At 50.3% G+C, this 19,460-nt stretch carries 18 protein-coding genes; 10 read left to right on the forward strand and 8 right to left on the reverse strand.

Translation table 11 applies throughout. From position 1 onward, the window contains the following. Positions 1-37: 37 nt before the first annotated feature. A complete protein-coding gene (locus E1757_RS24655) occupies positions 38-586 on the reverse strand; it encodes a cupredoxin domain-containing protein (protein WP_246079469.1) in 549 nt (182 codons plus the stop codon). A 161-nt stretch (positions 587-747) separates the two neighbouring features. On the opposite strand from E1757_RS24655, the gene uptA reads away from it, so the two are divergent. The 8 genes from uptA to E1757_RS24695 all read left to right on the forward strand — a co-directional run bounded on the left by uptA (position 748) and on the right by E1757_RS24695 (position 9,492). After that, positions 748-1,347: an undecaprenyl phosphate transporter UptA gene (gene uptA, locus E1757_RS24660; RefSeq protein WP_133233192.1), complete on the forward strand. Its 600-nt coding sequence runs from the start codon at positions 748-750 to the stop codon at positions 1,345-1,347. Positions 1,348-1,418: 71 nt separating this feature from the next. Then, positions 1,419-1,985 (forward strand): thioredoxin family protein, encoded by a 567-nt coding sequence (locus E1757_RS24665; protein ID WP_133233194.1) that lies wholly within the window; start codon positions 1,419-1,421, stop codon positions 1,983-1,985. Between the two features lie 13 nt (positions 1,986-1,998). Beyond that, a complete protein-coding gene (locus E1757_RS24670; protein ID WP_133233196.1) occupies positions 1,999-2,634 on the forward strand; it encodes an MBL fold metallo-hydrolase in 636 nt (211 codons plus the stop codon). Between the two features lie 60 nt (positions 2,635-2,694). Next, entirely contained in the window at positions 2,695-3,891 is a 1,197-nt protein-coding gene (locus E1757_RS24675) for a GntR family transcriptional regulator (RefSeq protein WP_133233198.1), read from the forward strand. 340 nt (positions 3,892-4,231) lie between these two features. After that, on the forward strand, positions 4,232-5,590 hold the full coding sequence (locus E1757_RS24680) for an ABC transporter substrate-binding protein (RefSeq protein WP_165972268.1): 1,359 nt from the start codon (positions 4,232-4,234) through the stop codon (positions 5,588-5,590). Between the two features lie 56 nt (positions 5,591-5,646). Then, entirely contained in the window at positions 5,647-6,588 is a 942-nt protein-coding gene (locus E1757_RS24685) for a carbohydrate ABC transporter permease (protein WP_133233202.1), read from the forward strand. A 17-nt stretch (positions 6,589-6,605) separates the two neighbouring features. Further along, positions 6,606-7,442, forward strand: coding sequence for a carbohydrate ABC transporter permease (locus E1757_RS24690; RefSeq protein ID WP_133233204.1), 837 nt, complete (start codon positions 6,606-6,608; stop codon positions 7,440-7,442). A gap of 16 nt (positions 7,443-7,458) precedes the next feature. After that, complete coding sequence (locus E1757_RS24695) at positions 7,459-9,492, forward strand: beta-galactosidase (RefSeq protein ID WP_220446530.1); 2,034 nt, start codon at positions 7,459-7,461, stop codon at positions 9,490-9,492. A 70-nt stretch (positions 9,493-9,562) separates the two neighbouring features. Here E1757_RS24695 and E1757_RS37300 read toward each other — a convergent pair whose 3' ends face one another. Both E1757_RS37300 and E1757_RS24705 read right to left on the reverse strand, forming a co-directional pair. After that, complete coding sequence (locus tag E1757_RS37300; RefSeq protein ID WP_133233206.1) at positions 9,563-9,889, reverse strand: helix-turn-helix domain-containing protein; 327 nt, start codon at positions 9,887-9,889, stop codon at positions 9,563-9,565. 613 nt (positions 9,890-10,502) lie between these two features. Further along, positions 10,503-11,510, reverse strand: a complete 1,008-nt coding sequence (locus E1757_RS24705) for an aldose 1-epimerase (protein ID WP_133233208.1) — start codon at positions 11,508-11,510, stop codon at positions 10,503-10,505. Between the two features lie 282 nt (positions 11,511-11,792). Between E1757_RS24705 and E1757_RS24710 the strand changes: the two genes are divergently transcribed. Continuing rightward, positions 11,793-12,725, forward strand: coding sequence for an ArsR/SmtB family transcription factor (locus E1757_RS24710; RefSeq protein ID WP_246079471.1), 933 nt, complete (start codon positions 11,793-11,795; stop codon positions 12,723-12,725). Here E1757_RS24710 and E1757_RS24715 read toward each other — a convergent pair. After that, positions 12,720-12,938, reverse strand: a complete 219-nt coding sequence (locus tag E1757_RS24715) for a hypothetical protein (RefSeq protein ID WP_133233210.1) — start codon at positions 12,936-12,938, stop codon at positions 12,720-12,722. The two genes, E1757_RS24710 and E1757_RS24715, sit on opposite strands and share 6 nt — an antisense overlap. A gap of 314 nt (positions 12,939-13,252) precedes the next feature. Between E1757_RS24715 and E1757_RS24720 the strand changes: the two genes are divergently transcribed. Further along, positions 13,253-13,510 carry a hypothetical protein gene (locus E1757_RS24720; RefSeq protein WP_133233212.1) on the forward strand — a complete coding sequence of 86 codons (258 nt, stop codon included), beginning with the start codon at positions 13,253-13,255 and terminating at the stop codon, positions 13,508-13,510. Positions 13,511-13,688: 178 nt separating this feature from the next. Here the strand turns inward: E1757_RS24720 and E1757_RS24725 are convergent, their stop codons facing one another. From E1757_RS24725 to dgoD (E1757_RS24740), 4 genes are all read right to left on the reverse strand, one after another. Then, complete coding sequence (locus tag E1757_RS24725; protein ID WP_133233214.1) at positions 13,689-14,255, reverse strand: hypothetical protein; 567 nt, start codon at positions 14,253-14,255, stop codon at positions 13,689-13,691. Positions 14,256-14,623: 368 nt separating this feature from the next. Then, entirely contained in the window at positions 14,624-16,729 is a 2,106-nt protein-coding gene (locus tag E1757_RS24730) for an alkaline phosphatase PhoX (protein WP_133233404.1), read from the reverse strand. Positions 16,730-17,021: 292 nt separating this feature from the next. Then, complete coding sequence (gene dgoD / locus E1757_RS24735; protein ID WP_165972269.1) at positions 17,022-18,149, reverse strand: galactonate dehydratase; 1,128 nt, start codon at positions 18,147-18,149, stop codon at positions 17,022-17,024. Positions 18,150-18,285: 136 nt separating this feature from the next. Further along, complete coding sequence (gene dgoD / locus E1757_RS24740; RefSeq protein WP_133233218.1) at positions 18,286-19,419, reverse strand: galactonate dehydratase; 1,134 nt, start codon at positions 19,417-19,419, stop codon at positions 18,286-18,288. Positions 19,420-19,460: the final 41 nt, after the last annotated feature.

Raw genomic sequence — 19,460 nt, forward strand, 5'->3', positions numbered from 1 at the left:
CGCTCATGAACGAGGGGGCAGGCAGCCCGTCCGACATTTAACTGTCGACGACGATGTATCCGACCATCGGCCCGTTATGCGCAAGATCGGGATGCGTTTGACAGATGATGCGGTACGTACCGGTCTTTTCGGCTTTAAAGGTGACGATCGTTTCTTTGCCTTTTTTTACTTCATCCTTGATGTTCAAGCCCTCGATCACGAAAGGATGACTTGCGCCATTCACCCCGAAAATGCTTAGATGAATGAGCTCGCCAGGCTTGACATGAATGGTGCCCGGATCCCAGCGGTAAACTTCGATAGGTTTGCCGTCAGGTCCGGTAGATTTGAATTCGGTTGTAACAATCGAAATGGTTCTGCCTTTTGCGCTTTCGTTCGCTGCGGTGTTGGCTGTTTTGACGGTTCCGCTCGAGTTGCCGGTTACCGCTTTGAGCGCCTCGTTGATTTTACCGACCGGTATGGAGGTCTCGCTTGACCCGCCCCCGCTGTGCCCCCAATACCATGCAGCGCCTGCCGTGCCTATTGCCATAATGACAACAATCGTCCACGTCCGAATCTGCTTTTTGCTGACGACGACTATCCTGTTCAATCGACTTCCCCACCTTTATGCCAGTTTGTACTCATTGTATGCGGCGGCTTGTCTCTTCATGCTGGCAAACTGGTTGTCGGGAACCGATTTATGATAGAATAGAACTTGGTTTCATACTAGGATATGAGCTCGTCGAAAAGAAAGGAAGAGGCAGAGGAATTATGCTAAAAGATATCATTCACAGCGCGTTGGTATTTATCGAGAACTTGGGCGTATGGGGAATTTTGCTCGGTCTTATGCTGGAAGTCATTCCAAGCGAGCTCGTATTATCCTTTGGCGGTTACCTGGTCTCGCAAGGTCAGGTTACATTTATCGGGGCTATCATTTTCGGAACGATCGGCTGCGTCATTCAGCAGATTATTCTGTACTGGGTCGGGCGTTACGGCGGAAGACCTTTCGTGGAGAAATACGGAAAATATTTGGCGTTGAAAAAAAAGTATATCGATATGGCCGAGGGCTGGTTCAACAGGTACGGGCCGATTATGGTTTTTGCCGCGCGGTTCGTTCCCGTCGTCCGGCAGGCGATTTCAATTCCCGCCGGTATGGCGAAAATGCCGATGCTTCATTTCCTTTTCTATACGACGCTCGGCACGATTCCGTGGGCGATTCTGTTCGTCTATTTGGGAGAGAAGCTGGGCTCGAACTGGGAGCAGATCGATGAGCTGGCTGCGCCGTTCATGAAATATTTTATCATCGGCGCTGTTGTCGCCGTAGTGCTGTACGTGGCCTGGAAGCTGTTTAACCGCAAAAAAAGCAAATAGGAAGCAGATTGCTTCGCACCCGTTTTTTCTATACAATCAAATTATATCCAATTATAAGGAGGCCATTATCGATGGGTACAAACTTAGCCGACAAGCTCCGTACTGGTTTGAAACCGCAGCAATTTATTGACGGGATGACCAAAAATCAGGAGAAATTCGTAGAGTGGTACGATGCATTTTCGTGGGAGCATGAGGAGGATAAGCAGTTTTTCGATTCCTTGAACAACCGCGACGATTTGCGCTGCCTGATCTTGATGGCGGACTGGTGCGGCGATGTCGTGCGCAATGTGCCGGCCGTATTCCGTGCGCTTGAAAACTCCGGCATTCCGGTCGAAGTGTTGATCAAGGAAGAACATCCGGATGTAATGGCCCAATTTTTGACCGGCGGCGGAGAAGCGATTCCTATTGTCATTTTCACTGATTTCAGCGGCCATGTGCTCGGTCATTGGGGACCGCGTCCTGCGCATGTGCAGGCGGTTATGACGCAGTTCAAGAAGGAAAACCCGGACCGTCAGGCACCGGATTATAACGAGAAGATACAGGTGGCGCGCCAGGAGATGGGACGTCAATACGGGGAAGGTACCGGCTACCAAACCGTCATCGTAAAAGAGCTTCGCGACCTGCTGTCCTCGTTCTAAAGGCGGGAGAAGCATGAGCTTGGAAGGCATCAAGATTGAATCATTTTCGCTGGGCCCGCTCGGAACGAACGCATATTTATTGAGCAGACCGGAGGAAAACAAGGGGATCATCATCGATCCCGGGATGAATCCGAAGCCGCTTTTGAAACGGATCGACGGGATGGGGATCGAAGCGATTTTGCTGACGCACGCGCATTTCGACCATATCGGCGGGGTGGATGAGATCCGTAAGCTGAAAGGCTGCCCGGTCTATTTGCACGACAATGAAGCGGACTGGTTGACGAACGCGAACCGCAACGGCTCGACCAAATGGCCGGAGCTGGGCGGTCCGATCGTTACCGAGCCTGCGGAATACGCTCTGGATGAAGGGCAAGTGCTTCGCATGCTCGGTCTTGAGATCAAGGTGCTCCATACGCCGGGTCATTCGCCGGGCAGCGTCAGCTTTCTGTCAGGTCGGCATCTGTTCGGCGGCGACGTGCTGTTCCGGCTTTCCGTCGGGCGTACCGACCTGCCGGGCGGCAGAACGGAGGAGCTGATGGATTCGATTCACGGCAAGCTGTTCAAGCTGCCCGGGGAAACCGTCGTATATCCCGGACACGGGCCGAAAACAACGATCGGCTTCGAGCAGGAGAACAATCCGTACGTGTAAATGTAACAGCAGGAGGCTCCTTCGTTGCGTCCCATAGCGGACGACGCGGAGGAGTTTTTTGTGAGTAACTTCGAAATAAAAGTTTGTATAAAAAAACATCGTGAGTATAATAGAATATGTACATACAAATATACTTTGATGAGGTTGCAAATGGACAATGAATTAAAACAACCAAAAAAATATAAAGTAATCAAGCAAGAAATCAAATCTTGGATACTGAGCGGCAAACTAAAGATTCATGAACAGCTTGCCACTGAAGTGGAAATAGCTGAGCAATTTTACACCAGCAGACAGACCGCTAGGCGGGCTTTGGGAGAACTTGAGAATGAAGGATATTTATACCGGGTTCAAGGCAGAGGTACATTTGTTAATAATTGGACCGTTCAACCACAGAAAACCACTAAAAACATTGCCTTGATTACTAGCCACTTGTTCAGCTATATATTCCAGAACATAGTACAAGGCGCCGAAGAAGTGTTAACGAGCAGGAATTACGGGCTGTTTCTAATGAGTACCAATAATGACTTTTCCAAGGAAAGAGAGTGTTTGGAATCTTGCTTAATGAAACCCTTGCACGGGTTGATCATTGAGCCGGCTTTAAGCGCTTTGCCAAATCCGAATTTGAGCTACTATTTATCGTTAGAAGAAAAAGGGATTCCTTATGTGATGACCAATGCTTGCTATCCTCAGCTTGGCTCGACAGCTTTGCTTTTGGATGATGAGAAGGGTTCCTTTCTGGCGGTGGAACACTTGGTTAGTCTGGGACACAAAAGAATTGCCGGCATATTTCATCGAGAGGTACTTCAGGGAATCGGCCGAATGAGAGGGTACATTAACGCACTCAGACATTTTGGAGTACCAATAAGAAACCAATTGGTCGGTATGTACAATTTTCTGGAAAAGTCCGTACAACCGGCGGCATTGTTGCGTGAGATGATGCACCTGCCCCGGGACGAACGCCCGACGGCTTTGGTGACATACAGTGATCAGACAGCGGTATCTTTGCTCGATACGATAAGGGAGATGGGCATTAGAATTCCGGAAGATCTGGCTATAGTATCCTTTGATGACTCTGCATTTGCTACAGCAACCGAAATTAAATTTACTTCCGTTGCCCATCCTAAGGAGCAAATGGGGAGGATGGCCGTAGAATTATTGATTGATAGCATTGAGAAAAACATTAGACCAACCGGATATGTATTTGAGCCCAATCTGGTTGTGCGTCAATCTACGGTGAAAACCATTCAGAATGAATAAAGTTAATTAACCAGCGGTTTTTCCATAACCCGCATTGGATTCATTGTGGTGCATTATGAATCCGACGCGGGTTATTTCGTATGCCATTGCCTAAGAATCGAGTTTCACAACATAAAATTGATGGTCTTCATGATCACAACATATTAGAATATTAGATAAAATTTGTATGTACATATTATTATTTTGGTGTTAATATATACATAACATAAGCCGGCAATATTGATAAATGTACAGACAAATGGCTTATCCTTTTGAAAGGAGGATCCGGCTAATCAGTTGATGATAAGAACTATGCTCGTCACGTCATTTCAGATCCATAAAAAATAAGGGGATGACAAATTTGTTAAAACGAAGCGTATTATCCATATTGGCTGTTATTTTTGGAATCGGTTTCATTGTCGCGGGGTGCTCCGGCTCCGGCGAGACTAAGGGCCAAACAGGAACAGGGGCGGGAAGCGCCGCAGGTGACAAACCAGTAAAAGGCGAAATTGTTGTCGGAGGCTGGCCTTCCGGCGACAAAGCATTTGAAGCCATTATTCCGGAGTTTAACAAGAAATATCCCGATGTTAAGGTCACATTGCAATTCCAAAAAAGTGAAGACCATCATAACAAGCTGCTCACCGCTCTTGCCGCAGGCTCCGGCGCTCCGGATGTGGCGATGCTTGAAGCCGGTTACATAGGAAAATACCGGGATAAGAAGGGGTTTGTAAACTTATATGACGCTCCTTACAATGCCAAACGTTTTGAAAACGATTTCGTCGGTTATAAATACCAGATGTCCGTATCACTTGACGGGAAGCAAATGATCGGGCTTCCATGGGATATTGGACCGACTAGTTTGTTTTACCGCCGAGATGTTTTTAAAGAAGTAGGGTTGCCCGACGACCCGGTGGAGGTTCAAAAGCTGCTTGGCACATGGGACGGTTATCTCGAGGTAGCGCGCAAAGTATCCATTCCCGGCAAACGCTGGATGCTGGCCAACGCAGGCGATGTATTTATGTCCAAATGGGCAAACCGCGATTATTATAATCAAGATTTGAGCTTTCGTTTCGAGGATCAGAAATCGCTTGATTTGCTAGGTCTTTCGGCCACGATCCGGAAGGAAGGGCTGGATGCGAAGCTTGTCTATAGCTCCAATGAATCGTATGCGCTAATGAAAAGCGGGCAAATTGTTACTCATATTTCCGGAGCATGGTTCGGCGGGTTTTTAAAAACGTTTGTTGCACCTGATACCTCGGGTAAATGGGGGATTGTGAAGGTTCCCGGCGACGGCGCGACGAACTGGGGCGGCTCCTTCCTGACGATCCCCGAGCAGTCCAAAAATAAAGAAGCTGCATGGGCATTTATTGAATTTGCATTGGCAAATAAGGCCAGCCAAAACGCCATGTTTAAAGCTGTCGACTATTTTCCCGCTTATATGCCGGCTTGGGATGATCCGATGTACCAGGAGGCAGATCCTTTCTACGGAAATCAAAAAACAAAGGCGTTATGGGTTGAGGTTGCTAAGGGCACCAAGCCATCCTTTGTAACGATGATGGACCGGCAGACGGAAACGATTATGCGCGCGGCCATATCTACAGGGCTTGATCAGAACATTTCTCCCAAGGCCGTTCTGGATTCGGTAAAACAACAAATTTTAAAGGATACCGCCCAGGACCGCAAGCAAATGGAGGAATTGATTCAAAAGGGTAAGAAATAAGGCTTGCAAGGGGATGGCGGGCGCTGTCCCCGAATCTTTGGAAAGGCGGGGATCCCATGCCTGCAGCAAATACTTCATTGAAAGACAACGCGATCAACAACCGGGTACCTTCGGAGCTATGGAAACGGATGAAGCGCAACTGGGTACCGTACGTATATATATCACCTTTTTATATTTTATTTGCCATCTTCGGAGCTTTTCCGATCTTTTTTGCCCTTTATCTTAGTTTCCAACGGTGGGACGGACTGGATGATATGCAGTTTATCGGATTGGACAATTATGTTCAATTGCTGAGCGATCCTGTATTTTGGAAAGCCGTGTACAATACGTTTTATATTTTAATCATCGCGCATATCCCCATGCTTTTTCTCGCTCTAGTGTTAGCTTTTGTTATAAATTCCTCCTTGATTAAATTTAAGGAGCTGTTTAGAGCCGTTTATTTTCTGCCTGTCATTACATCTTCAGTTGCGGTGACGATTGTGTTTTCTTCCTTGTTTGGAATGCGCGCGGGACTTGTCAATTATTTGCTTACACAGCTGGGGATAACGCCTATTGATTGGTGGGGCGGGACAGGGCAATGGGTTAAACCCGCCATTATTATGCTTTTTATTTGGAAATGGTTAGGTTGGAATATGGTTATTTATATTGCCGGGCTCCAGGGGATTTCCAAGGAATATTACGAAGCCGCCGCCATTGACGGAGCGAATATGCCGCAAATCTTCCGTTTGATCACTTTGCCGCTCTTGAAGCCGGTTATCGTGTTTACGCTTATTCAGTCTACGGTTGGCGGTCTTACCATTTTTGACGAGCCGTATATGCTGGTTGGCACGGGCGGGGGGACCAATAATGCCGGGCTCACCTTGATGGTTTATTTATATAGGGAAGCGTTCGAATATGTGCATTTCGGCTATGCGTCGTCGATAGCGTATGTCATTAGCGCTTTTATCGTTTTTGTAGCCGTTTTGAATATGAAGTTTTTTGGCAAAAACAACACTTGATAGGGGGCGGGGTAACGATGCAGCTGGATTCGCCTTTAAAGAAGCTTGGTCTGTATTTATTTTTAATAATCGGCGGTTTGGCCATGTTAATACCATTTTATTGGATGTTTGTGCTCTCGACCCGGACGACCTCGGAAATATTCAGCTTTCCGCCGCCGCTTATATTCGGTCATGCCGCTTTGGACAATTATAGCAATCTTCTTAAGGCTACGCCTTTTTTCCTGAACTTATGGAACAGTATTTTTGTCGCGACGGTTCATACCTTGTTGGTGCTGCTTTTTTGTTCAATGGGCGGTTATGCGTTTGCGATGTATGATTTTCCGGGGCGCAAATATTTGTTTGCCGCCGTGCTGGCAACCGTGATGATTCCGTGGATGGCGGGCATCGTGCCGTGGTTTATGCTTATGAAAACGTTAGGCTGGGTAGACAGCTTCAATGCGCTGATCATTCCCGGCATTGCCAACGCTTTCGGCATATTTTGGATGAGACAATATATTAGCAGCAACATTCCGAATGAACTGCTCGATGCCGCCAAAATAGATGGATGTCCGGAATTTTTTATATTTTTCCGCGTCGTGCTGCCGCTGCTCAAACCGGCGGTTTCCGCTTTAGGTATTATGACTTTTATCCATAGCTGGAACAACTTCCTCGTTCCTTTAATCATTATTAAAGACGAAAAAAAACTAACTTTACCTATTGCTTTAAACCGGTTGTTCGGCGATCCGACAAGAGGATTTGACGTCGGGGTTATGATGATGGGCACAACGCTTGCGGTGCTGCCGCTTCTTCTTGTATTTATTTTTGCGGCGAAAAAATTTATGGACGGAATGACTGCCGGAGCAGTAAAAGGTTGATGGGAGGACATCGTTTATGAACGTGAAGTTTGGTGTTGATTATTACCCGGAGCATATTTCAAGGTCATATTGGGAATGGGATGCCGAAAAGATGCAGGAGGCCGGCATTGAAGTCGTGCGAATGGCGGAATTTGCTTGGGCAAAGATGGAGCCGGCCGAGGGACAATATGACTTCGGGTGGCTGGATGAAGCGATCGTGATTTTGGGCAGAAGGGGAATCAAGACGGTGCTGGGTACACCGACGGCTACGCCGCCGGTTTGGATCATTGAGCGGAATCCCGAAATATTGCCGGTAAATTTGCAAGGACAACGCTTAGGCTTTGGGGGACGGCACCATAATTGTCAATCCAATGAAACGTACCGGGATCATATCCGCCGTTTTGTGCGTGAAATGGCCAAACATTACAATAATAACCCGCATGTCATCGGATGGCAGACGGACAATGAATTTGGCAACAGCCATCTGCAATTATGTGCATGTGATTCATGCCGGTCGCGTTTCCATCAATGGCTGGAAAGGAAGTATGGTACGATAGACGCTTTAAACGATGCCTGGGGTACGGTATTCTGGAGCCAAACTTACAGCCGGTTCGAACAGATTCCCGCCCCGCTGCCTACGCCTAATTCGCATAATCCGTCATTGCTGCTGGATTGGAGGCGTTTTTGTTCCGATTTGATCGTTGACTTTCAAAAGGTTCAAATCGACATCCTCCGCCAAGAATGCCCGAATCAATTTATCACCCACAACTTTATGGGATTTTTCGATAAAACGGATTATTTTGATTTGGCGAAAGATTTGGACTTTGTTTCACACGATCAATACCCGATGCATTTTCGCGATATGCGCATCCCGATGACAACTCCGTCCCATTTGTCGATGGCTCTTGATCTGATGAGAGGGACTAAGCAGCAATCGTTCTGGATTATGGAGCAGCTGGCGGGTCCGACCGGTTGGGAGCTGATAAGCTCGACGCCGCGTCCGGGTCAAATCAGAATGTGGACCTACCATTCCATAGCTCATGGCGCCGATACGATTGTTTATTTCCGCTGGGATACGTGTTTGGCCGGAACCGAACAATATTGGCATGGCATTTTGCCGCATAGCCGAATTCCCGGACGCCGGTTTGCCGAAGTTAAACAAACGATCCAAGAGCTTTCGCCGTATATGGAATATTTTCGAGGCGGCTCCCCCAAGGCTGAGGCCGGTATTTTGTTCAGCTACGATCAAGAATGGGCTTTGCAAATCCAGCCGCATCATCCCGGTTTGAATTACATTGAACTTTTACGCTCCTACTATAAAGGGTTTTACGATGCCAACGTCCCGGTTGACATCGTTTCTGATAAAGAGGATTACTCCCGATATAAAGTGCTGGTCGCTCCCCTATTATTTTTGACGCACCCGGATACTTGCCAAAAGCTCTACGAATATGTGTCTGCCGGAGGACACTTGGTACTCAGTATGCGCACCGGTGTAAAAGATTGGAATAATGCGGTTGTACCCAAGATGCTCCCCGGGGAATTCAGCGATTTGCTTGGAATCGCCATCGAAGACTACGATTGCTTGCGTCAATTCGGGCAAGGGCTTAAATGGACGAAAGGTGCGGCCAATATCGAAGAGGATGTTAAGTTGTGGAGTGACATCATTACGCTCAAGGGCGCTGAGTCTTTAGCCGAATACAACCGGGATTTTTATGCAAATACACCGGGAATTACCCGCAATGTCTATAATAAAGGGCGAGCCTATTATGTAGGTTCGGATTTAGGGCCGGAAATGATGGCCCGGTTTATCGGTGAGGTGTCGACTGCCTCGGGGGTAAAAGGTTTGATGGAATCGCCCGAAAATGTGGAAGTTACCCGCCGTTGCGGTCACGACGGAGACTATATGTTTGTAATCAACCACAATTCCGAGGATGCTTCTGTCAAGCTTCAAGAAGCTTGGGAGGTACTCGTCGGGAAGGAGTTCGTACATGGTTCCGTTCTCACGCTTGCTCCTTATGGCGTTGCTTTGATTCGCCGGGCATATGAATCCGAATGGAAAACGGAAGGCTGAATGAATAGGTGAAATCCATGATCCGCGCTTTACCCCAATGAACCAAACGATATCAAAAAGCATGCTTACTTCACATGAAGTAGCTTATTGTTTTTCTGTACTCACTCGGGGAGACTCCCTGAATTCTTTTAAATGTTTCGGCAAAATAATTTGAGCTATTAAAGCCGCATGCTGTAGCTATATCAGTAATGTTGAGATTGTAGTTTGTCATAAAATCTATACTCTTTTGTATACGGTAATTGGTAAGGTATTCAATCGGAGTTTTTTTTAGAGTATTAATAAATAATGTGCAGCATTTGCTGCGACAAACGGCTCCGGCGGTTGCAATATTTTGCAAACTAATTTTTTCAGAGTAGTGTGTCTGAATATAACCCAACATTTTTTTTATGGCAATCATATCCTTAGAATGCTCCAATCCCCCGGGAGGTAGGCCTAACTGCGTGCATCATACAGGCCGTACGGGCGGGAAAGGACCCCATCGCCTTACTGGAGCGATACAGCGGGCGGGTGGAGATTTGCCACTTCAAGGATTTTTCGGTCTTCCCAGATGGAAAGGAATACCTGGTCCCTGTAGGGCAGGGACAGATTGACTGGCCGCCTATCTTCGAAGCCTGCCATCGAACAGGGGTGAAGTGGGGGCTGACGGAGCAGGAGACCTGGCAGAAAGATGCCTTTGTCTGTGCCAAGGAGAGCTTCGACTATATCTAGAAATGTGGGATTACCTGCCCATAGCCTAACTATATAAGCTGAACCAAAGAACATCCGAGATAAACCTAATGCAATGGAAAAAGGGAATGGTCTTGCAGGCGAGTTGTTTCTTCCAGCCGAAGGCCTATCACTGGCAATATCGACCGCAATTCACTTGCCATAAGAATGGCGGCGTTCAATGGATTGGAACGTTCGAATGTAGGGGCCCCATGCGGGCCAAATGCAAAAAACCGGATAAGCTGCACGCGATACGTGTGCAGCTTGTCCGGTTTTACGTTTAAAACGGAAAGAAGGCGGCCTGCTTATTTCTCGATGCAGTAAAGCCGGCTCGTTTCCTCCCAAATTTCTCCCGGCTCAAGGCCGATCAGGCCGATGTCGTCGGGGTGAAGCGGCAGCGGCACGCTGGGCGCGTTGACCAGATTCATCTGCGGCTCGGGGCAAAAGAAGCCTTCCGTCGCGTTATTGTTCCATATCATCCACTGCTTGTAGGCAGTTCCGGCATCATAGACGAGCGTAACCCGATTGCGGGTATCGGTCAGCTCCATCCGGTTGCGCCCGTTTTGCGGGACGGCCGTATAATGGTTGTCCATCGGTTCGAAAAACGGCGAAATGCCTTCGGCTTTCATCCGTTCCTCGTTCTCCGTCAGCGGCTGAAAACGGCCTGTCGGCAGCATGCGCTCATTCAGCTCCCAGCGTTGGCCCGTAGTCAGCTTGAAGCGGTAATCGGCAGCTGCGCTGCCCGGTAAGAAAGGCGCGTTGACCGTCGTATGGAACGCCAGTAGGCAGGGCATCGTATCGCTGCCTTCGTTGCGCACGCTTACATGCTGCAGCAGCCCCGATTCGCTCAACGTATACGTCAGCCTGATCGTAAACGAATGCGGGATGTAGGCATGGACGGAATGGCCTTTGCGAACCGTCAATGCCAGCGTCACGCGGCTTTCCGTTGCGTCTGCGCCGAAATGCTCGACCGTCCAGGGGATATTGTGCACGAATCCGTGCAAATGATTGCCGGTGGCCGGTTCGTTTATTGGGAATTGATACACGCTCCCTTTCCACGGAAACTTGCCGTCCTCGTAACGGTTAGGCGGGAATAAGACGGGAATGCCGTGAACGTAAGGCGCTTTCTTGAAACGTTCCATTTCATCGGCCGCCGGCTCCCGCAAAAACCGGTAACCGTTTTCCGTATCCCGAAAAGCGATCAGATTCGCTCCGACAGCCGGCAGAACGGCCGCTTCGTAGCGTCCCGTTTTCAGCCAAATCGCCGGCTCCTGATGAAATAAGCCTTCATAGCTCTTGTTTTCTGTAACCATGGCTCCTCCTCGTATAGGAAAAATATTAGATATAAGCTTTCCTTAGCATACCATGTGTGCGGCGGATGAAAAAGGGGCTCCGCTGCGGGCTCATCCCTTCAATAATGCCGTCGCGGGGAAATCTGTGTCCGAATTGTCGATCCGGTAATCGCCGCTCAGCCTGTGTTTGATTATTTAACCTATAAATCATACAATCTATATTATATAAATACAATAATAATATTTGATTGCATTAATTAATATTGTATCTACGCAATGTTTGAGTGAAGGAGCTTAAGACGGATGATGGCAGAATCGACGGATAAACTAAAACGCATTGCCGCGCAGCACATTCAGGAGGTAGCCAAGGCGCTGTCCGGGGATTTGCGGCTGCGCATCCTGGAGACGCTGGGGGAGCGGCCCAAAAGCATAAGTCAGCTGGTCGAGGAGCTGGGAGTCGCTCAGCCGACCGTATCGATCAATGTGCAAACTCTGGAGCAGGCGGGGCTTGTGACATCGTTTCAGGGCAGCGGTCGGGAAAAAATATGCGAGCGCACGCTGGACGCGCTGCTGTTGGAGCTTCCGATGCGGCCGGGGGAAGGGCTGCATGAGGTTGAGGAGCTATCGATGCCGGTCGGGCTGTATACCGACTGCTCCATCCAGCCGCCGTGCGGCTTATACGGCCTGGAGGGCATGGTCGGCTGTCCGGACGACCCGCGCACCTTCCATATGCCGGAGCGGGTGCAGGCGAACATTGTGTGGTTCAGCGGAGCCGGGTATGTGGAGTATACGTTCGCTAACCCGCTGCCCCAGGGAATTCCGCTGCAGCAGCTGTCTTTGAGCGCGGAGCTGTGCTCGGAGGCGGAAGGCTACAGGCAGGAATGGCCGTCGGACATAACGCTCAGCCTGAACGGCAAATGGATTGGAACCTGGACATGCCCGGGCGATTTTGGCGACAGGAAAGGAAAGCTTTCCTCCAATATACCGCTCGGCAGCTCGCAGTATGGCCTGCTTGCGGAATGGAGCGTCAGCGACGAAGGCAGCAAAGTTAATGGAAGCAAGTCGTCGGATACTACGATAAGCGACTTGAATTTGCATTATAGCCTGCCGATCAAGGTGAGGCTGGAGGTACGCAAGGACGCGGTGAACTGCCGGGGGTTGAACCTGTTCGGATCCGGCTATGGGGATTACCCGCAGGATGTGAAGCTGCGCTTTGTGCGCAGGGCCGAGTCATGATGAGACGAACTGCAGGATGATTACGATCAGCAGCGTCAACACAGCAGAGCCTAATAAGAAGTAGGCGAAATAACGAATGGGTGCAGGCACCGCGCCTGCATCTTTTCTTTCCATAGGGTCGTCTTCCGGCTTCGTACTTTCCGGATACATGCGGTCGGCTGGCTTATTCGCATGAGAAGGCTCGGGCTGCGAATGGTTTGGATGCGCTTTCATTTATTCCCCTCCTGACAGTTATAATCCGACAAGTGCCCGGGTAGTTATTTGTGCATAGAAAGTTCAGGGTTTAAATGTAATTATTGGAAATATATATATAATTTGACTCGGATCAGCCGGGAAAGTTGCGGAAAATTTCCAATTTTTGCGCCGGTTAAAATAGATGGGTTTGACCCCGCTGGCTCCGTACCGGGATAAACGTCCAATTTCTCCGCTATAGGTGAATACCGTGTTCCCAATGGGTGATTCACCATAGACTGTTGGTGTGTTCATTAGGAACATATGCCTTATCACACTATGGAGGTGTCCTACAGATGGAAAAATTTAAGCCAATGCCAATGCCAATGCCTATGGCCCCTACCGCAACAATGCCTGCCGCAACAATGCCAGCTCCGTCCTATGCGCCGGTCAATGTTCAGGCCAGCTACGAAGAAATTAACATCTTCGAGCCGAAAAAGCATCACCATCACTATCACCACCATTGCTACTATCCGGTCGGCGGGTCCTCGGCAGGAATCGTTCTCGTACTGTTCATCCTGCTTGTTATCGTTTTGCGCAGCACTTGCAAATAACCGGCCGGTAGACTTTATGCCGCTTTAGGGCAAGTCGGCTGCCGTGATGGGAAAGGCTTCCTGCTTTTCGGGTGGGAGCAGGAGCCTTTCTCGGGTAGCTTACATAAGATTTGAACGCATTACGTCAGCGGCAATTCGCTCCGTTCCCCAATGTGTCCGCCTTCCCCGCAGAAGCAGTTTACACAAAAGCATGGATCAGAAAGCATACGGCAAAGGCGAGACCGAAACGCAAATGCCATTTCCGATCGAGCTTTCTATATCTGAATAGTCCGGAAATTGGCACCGGGAGCAGAACAAACAGGGCAAGCAGACCGCTGATACTATGAAAATCGGCTTGAAATCCGTGTATAAATACGGCAATTGCATGCAGCGCAATGAATCCGATGGCAACGATAGCGGCGGGCGTGTGAAGCTTGCGGGCCAAACGCCACAATGAGGCGGTCCATTTTTTCACATCGTCCCGGCGATTTATCCAGCGCTTCCGCAGCGCAGCCCCCAGAACATAGTTGGCCAAAACGATGAAGAGGGCGATGCGTGCGTACGAGCCGTAATTTTTGATCGTAAATTCAAATCGCTTGCTTTGAAGTATAGATAAAGGAAGCTGCAGCATATCCCGCAGCCCCCATATAACAAAAACGGCCGAGAGCAATAGCGCCGCGTACATCCATTTGCGTTCCTTTAATGGAATCGATAGCCGGTTTGCAGCCGTCATCGGTTGCGCTGCTTCATTCGGCGTATTCATCATGACTGTTTGCTCCCCTCGTCGATGTTGGCGATCTTTTTAAGATTGAATGTACCAGCGTATTATTAAAACAACATGAGAAGCGGATTAAAAAAGATTAAAAGAGCGGCTTGCAAGCTGCAAGCCCAAGGGAAATAAGAAGGCGGCCCTTTTATTAGGACCGCCTGAGCCGTTAAGTTATATCGCCGTTCAGCATCGTATCCAGCCTGATCAGCAGCCCGTCGAACGCCTGAATCGCCGCTTCGGCCTGAGCCGCTTCGATATTTTTCTCGAACGCATGCTGCTTCAGAAGGGCCAGCTGATGTTTGGCCAGTCCCGGCGGATCGCGACCATTAAGCCCAAAAGCCGCCTAATGGTCACTTCGTCACGGTTTATTTCAGGAAGCTGTTCAATATTCCGCTTGGGAATAACGTCCGTTCGTTTTCCAGCTTGGCTGCATATGGAAGTTGAACCTGTTGGCCGTTCAGAGTGGCCGCAGCCTCGCCGACTTTGACGGTCAAGCTGCTGCCGCCCTTCGTGATTGTAACGGTGCGATTGGCTTCGTTCCAAGCGACTTTCGCACCTTTGGCCTCAGCGGTATCGCGCAGAACGGAGAGCGACTTATCCGTGTCCTTCCACTCGATCATTTGCTTCGACGTCGGTACGCCGTGGAGGTAGCCTACCGCTCCGGCACGCTTGTTTTCGAAGTTTTTGTTGATTTGTTGTTCGACATCGGTTTTCAACGGTTCCGGCAAAATCATTTCGTCGCCCGGATGCTGGATATTGCTCATAATATAGCTGAACCCGTTTAAGCTGTCTACAACCTGAAGGCCCGTAGCTTCCGCACCGGCCGGTGTCACCAAAATGCGGGAAAGCTTCTTCGTATCGACACTATACGCCCATACGTAGTTGTTGGCGTGCATGCCGCTGTCTTCGCCGATATACAGGGTGCGAAGCTCCTCGGAGAACGCGAGGTTATCCGGATTGGCGATATGCTCATCGTCGGCGGTGTTGCCTTTCGAATCGGCTTTCGCCAGATCGACGCCCGCTACAAGTCCCTTCATGCTGGCCGCGACATATTCGCTGTTGATGGCTGCGCCCGAGCTGTCCTTTTGGCCGCCGGTCATCGGCATTTCGTAGACGACGCCCGCGCGAATTTTTTTCACGGCGATATCGTCGGTCGGATCTGCTCCTTTTGTGTCCTTCTCCATGCTCTTCTCGACATAAGACATCGCTACGTATACGCGTTTATCCTTGTTATTGAAGGCTACGCCTTCCATTTTGTTGAATTCGGACGTAGCGCCAAGCGTTGCCGCATACCGGCGGGCTTCAAGGAAAGCGGCCGCTTGCTCCATACCCGGCTTCACTTTCAGCCATTCCACTTTACCGCTCGGATACGTCTTGATTTTCGTAAAGCCCGGCGTGTCTTGCTCGGCCGTTTCGAACATATCGCTAAAGGCAACGCCTTTGTCGACATAGCTTTTAATCTCGCTGTCGGACGCGTGCCCGAGAGAAATCCATTGCAAATTTGCGGAGCCGCCGTTTTCATCGCCGGTTTGAAGCCATTTGGCCGCGTACAAAGTGCCGGCGGACAAATTCTGCGCTTGATCCGCTACGTACATAAACAGCATCGTGTTGCCGCCGTCGTCGCCGAAAAATACGGTTTTTAAATCAGGGGCTACCCGACCGAGCTCATGGGAGAAGCGGCCCATGCTGTAGTGCTTCACAACGTCGGTGGAATTATCGGCTTTGACGGTTACCTCCGGCAGCCAGCCGTAGGCGTAAGGATTGGCGGCTTTGGCTTCCTCCTGGTAGTAGCTTTTGGCGAATGAATCGGTATACGTCTCGTTATGATCGGCCTCGTAAGCGCGGGCATCAGGCTCGTACTCCTCGGAGCCCAGATGCGTATTCCAAGGCGTCAACGAGCCGTTGCATGGAATCCAAAGCCCATCCACCGAGGAGAAATCGATCTTTTTCAGATCGACGGCCGTAAGCTCGCCGGAAGTTTTGTTCTGGTCGATGGTCGTCAGGCTCATGGAAGCGGGAACCATACCGTACGCCGATTTGCCGGCATTGTTGGTCGTAATATATTCGTAATGCGTGATCAGGGAAAGCGGGTTGCCGCCCTTGCCCGTCGCAGCGGCGCCTTCGATTTTCATCAAGCTGTTGGAATCCGGGTCGTCGGAAACGAACGGAACCGGGTTGCTTGGTACGCTGTTGTCCATGATCGGTTTTCCTGCCGCGTCGATTGCCAGACCGGCAGGGGTGCCGTTAACCGAATCCGTCGTTTTGAAAAGCGTTTTATACGTTAACGGAAAAGATCTCACAGAGCCGTCCGTGTAAGTAACTTTGAGGGAAGCGGTCGAGTACAGCCGGGCCATGTCCTGTACGCTGGCAGGTGCGGTCATGCCGACGAATTCGGTGGATTTCACTTTGACTTCTTCCGCCGCGGATGCGAAGCCCGGCAGCGCACATGGGACCAGCAGGGCCAGTCCCATCACGGGAGCGATAAGCTTATTCAGGTGTTTCGAATTGTTTTTCAATTGCAACGACTACCTTTCGTAGTAGATTGGACTCACTCTCCCAGATTAATAGAATTTTGTAAATGGGGTGTTAAATGAAACGCCGATAAGCGTTAAGCTTATGTGAAGAAATCGTAAAGGAATCGTAAAAGAGTCGATGAAACATACATAAGAGATAAGAAACTGCCCGCAAGTATGCAGGCAGTTGATTGTTGGTAATTATCATTACGGTTCGGCTTCTTAACGCGCAGCATTCGTCGTTTCCGGCTCACCAGTCCCGGACAGAGCCGTCGATCGCATTCAATCTGGGCAGCAGCTTCGACGGAGCGGGGAGGGAAGCGGCCAGCTCCTCATTGAACCGGATACCGAGACCCGGTCCTGTCGGCGGGTAGGCGTACCCGTCTTCGATGACCGGCCACGGGGATGCTGCATCGGCCGGCGGAGCATCCTTGCCCGCCCAAGGCAGTTCCATCATGGCCACATTAGGCATGGACAAGGAAGCATGCAGGCTCGCAGCTGTTCCAAGCGGCCCCTGTGTATTATGAGGCACGACTTGAACATGGTACATTTCGGCCATCGCGGCAATTTTTCTGATTTCGGATATGCCGCCGCACCAGCAAACGTCGGGCCGCACATAATCAACCAGCCCGTCTGTAAGCAGCTCTCTGAAATCCCATTTATTGTGGCCTCTCTCGCCTGTGGCGAGCGGGATATCGGTATATGAACGTATGCGGCGCAATGCTTGCGGATTCTCGTGTCTTATCGGGTCCTCAATGTAGAGAGGGCGGAATCGTTTGATTTCTCTGGCCAGCATAACGGCATAATCGGCATCGTACCGCCCGTGGCACTCCACAATCAAATCGACCGAATTCCCGACCGCGGCGCGGATCGCTTCCGTGTATTCGACTTGCTGGAGCACGGCGCGCTTATGATCATGCAGATGAATCGCATCCGTATCGTGAAAACCACGGTAACGGATCGCCGTAATTCCTTTGTCCGCAAGCTTTTTGGCATTGGAAGCTATCTCCTCCGCCGAATGCCCGGTCACATGGCCGTACAGCCTTACCCGATTGCGCGCTAAGCCGCCGAGCAGCTGATAGACGGGCACGCCCAGCTTTTTGCCCTTAATATCCCATAATGCCATATCAATCGCGGCAATGGCGGAGCCGGTGACGGGACCTCCGCGGGCGAACAGCCGACGGAAGCATGCCTGCCATAAATATTCAATCCGCTGCGGATCTTCGCCAATAATATAGGGCTTCATTTCCTCGATCATCCCGACGACGGCTTTAGGGGTAAAATTCGTCCCTTCTCCGTAACCGGCAATGCCTTCGTCCGTTTCGACTTTGACGTACACGCCTTTGGTATGTATGCAAATGATATCCGTTATTTTCATGGATCTATGCCTCCTCATAGTATCATAGACTCTCGGCCCCCTTAACTCCGAGAGTCTAATATCGAATGTGCTTCGATTGAATTGCCGGTTATTGCATCTCGCATTGTCGCGAGCCGTTCCCATCGGCTCCCGCCCGCTACCAGTCTCGAACCGAGCCGTCCAGCGCATTCAATTTGGGCAGCAGCTTCGGGGAAGGCTTTAACGATTCGGCAACCTCTTCATCGAATTCGATGCCTATGCCCGGTCCGTGAAGCGGCAGTACGTACCCGTTTTCGACAACAGGATACGGGGAACTCACATCGGACTTCAACTCCTGCGGCGTTTTCACAGAGCAAGGGAGCTCCAGCAGCGCGACGTTTGGAATGGCCAGCGACAGGTGCACGCTTGCGGCGGTGCCGAGCGGTCCCCAGTTATTATGAGGCACCAGATTGACGAAATAGGCTTCTGCCATGGCGGCTATTTTGACCATTTCCGAAATGCCGCCGCACCAGCAGACGTCCGGCCGCAAGTAGTCGACAAGCCCGTCCACAATCCATTCGCGAAAATCCCACTTGGTGTGACCGCGTTCTCCTGTTGCCAGCGGAATGCTTGTCTGGGTGCGGAGTCTGCGCAGTGCCTGCGGATTCTCGTGGCGGATCGGATCCTCGATATACAAAGGACGGAATCGTTCAACCTCCCTGGCCAGCATGACCGCATAGTCGGGATCATACCGGCCATGGCATTCTATAATAAGATCGACATCATCCCCGACGGCCGTGCGGATCGCCTCGGTATATTCGACCTGCTGAAATACAGCTCTCTTATGATCGTGCAAATCGATAGCATCCCAATCGTGAAAAGCGCGGTAACGTATGGCCGTAACGCCGCGCTCGGCCACACGCCGGGCATTTTCGGCAATTTCTTCAGCGGAATGGCCGACAACATAGCCGTAGACCCTTACTTTTTCCCGGGACAGCCCGCCGAGCAGCTGGTAAAGAGGCGCGCCGAGCGACTTGCCCTTGATATCCCACAGCGCCATGTCGATCGCGGCGATGGCCGAACCTGTAACCGGGCCTCCCCGGGCAAATAAACGCCGAAGGCAGGCCTGCCATAAATATTCGATCCGACGCGGATCTTCCCCGATTATATAGGGTTTGAGCTCTTCAATCATGCCGGCCACGGCTTGTGGAGAGAAGCAAGAGCCTTCCCCGTATCCGGTAATGCCTTCATCCGTCTCGATCTTCACGAACAACCCGGTTGTACGGTATACATTTACTTTTGTAATCTTCAATGTTTACAGCCTCCTGTAAGATTTATAGGTGGCGTCAGCAG

Source organism: Paenibacillus piri, from assembly GCF_004354045.1.
Classification (GTDB): Bacteria; Bacillota; Bacilli; order Paenibacillales; family NBRC-103111; genus Paenibacillus_S; species Paenibacillus_S piri.

Excerpts from the sequence above, each read along its gene's own strand:
- E1757_RS24725 (WP_133233214.1), bottom strand. The coding sequence starts at position 14,255 with ATGATGAATACGCCGAATGAAGCAGCGCAACCGATGACGGCTGCAAAC.
- E1757_RS24730 (WP_133233404.1), bottom strand. The coding sequence starts at position 16,729 with ATGGGACTGGCCCTGCTGGTCCCATGTGCGCTGCCGGGCTTCGCATCC.
- E1757_RS24710 (WP_246079471.1), top strand. The coding sequence starts at position 11,793 with ATGATGGCAGAATCGACGGATAAACTAAAACGCATTGCCGCGCAGCAC.
- E1757_RS24685 (WP_133233202.1), top strand. The coding sequence starts at position 5,647 with ATGCCTGCAGCAAATACTTCATTGAAAGACAACGCGATCAACAACCGG.
- E1757_RS24690 (WP_133233204.1), top strand. The coding sequence starts at position 6,606 with ATGCAGCTGGATTCGCCTTTAAAGAAGCTTGGTCTGTATTTATTTTTA.
- E1757_RS24670 (WP_133233196.1), top strand. The coding sequence starts at position 1,999 with ATGAGCTTGGAAGGCATCAAGATTGAATCATTTTCGCTGGGCCCGCTC.
- E1757_RS24705 (WP_133233208.1), bottom strand. The coding sequence starts at position 11,510 with ATGGTTACAGAAAACAAGAGCTATGAAGGCTTATTTCATCAGGAGCCG.
- E1757_RS24715 (WP_133233210.1), bottom strand. The coding sequence starts at position 12,938 with ATGAAAGCGCATCCAAACCATTCGCAGCCCGAGCCTTCTCATGCGAAT.
- dgoD (WP_165972269.1), bottom strand. The coding sequence starts at position 18,149 with ATGAAAATAACGGATATCATTTGCATACATACCAAAGGCGTGTACGTC.
- E1757_RS24720 (WP_133233212.1), top strand. The coding sequence starts at position 13,253 with ATGGAAAAATTTAAGCCAATGCCAATGCCAATGCCTATGGCCCCTACC.
- E1757_RS24665 (WP_133233194.1), top strand. The coding sequence starts at position 1,419 with ATGGGTACAAACTTAGCCGACAAGCTCCGTACTGGTTTGAAACCGCAG.
- E1757_RS37300 (WP_133233206.1), bottom strand. The coding sequence starts at position 9,889 with ATGATTGCCATAAAAAAAATGTTGGGTTATATTCAGACACACTACTCT.
- E1757_RS24695 (WP_220446530.1), top strand. The coding sequence starts at position 7,459 with ATGAACGTGAAGTTTGGTGTTGATTATTACCCGGAGCATATTTCAAGG.
- uptA (WP_133233192.1), top strand. The coding sequence starts at position 748 with ATGCTAAAAGATATCATTCACAGCGCGTTGGTATTTATCGAGAACTTG.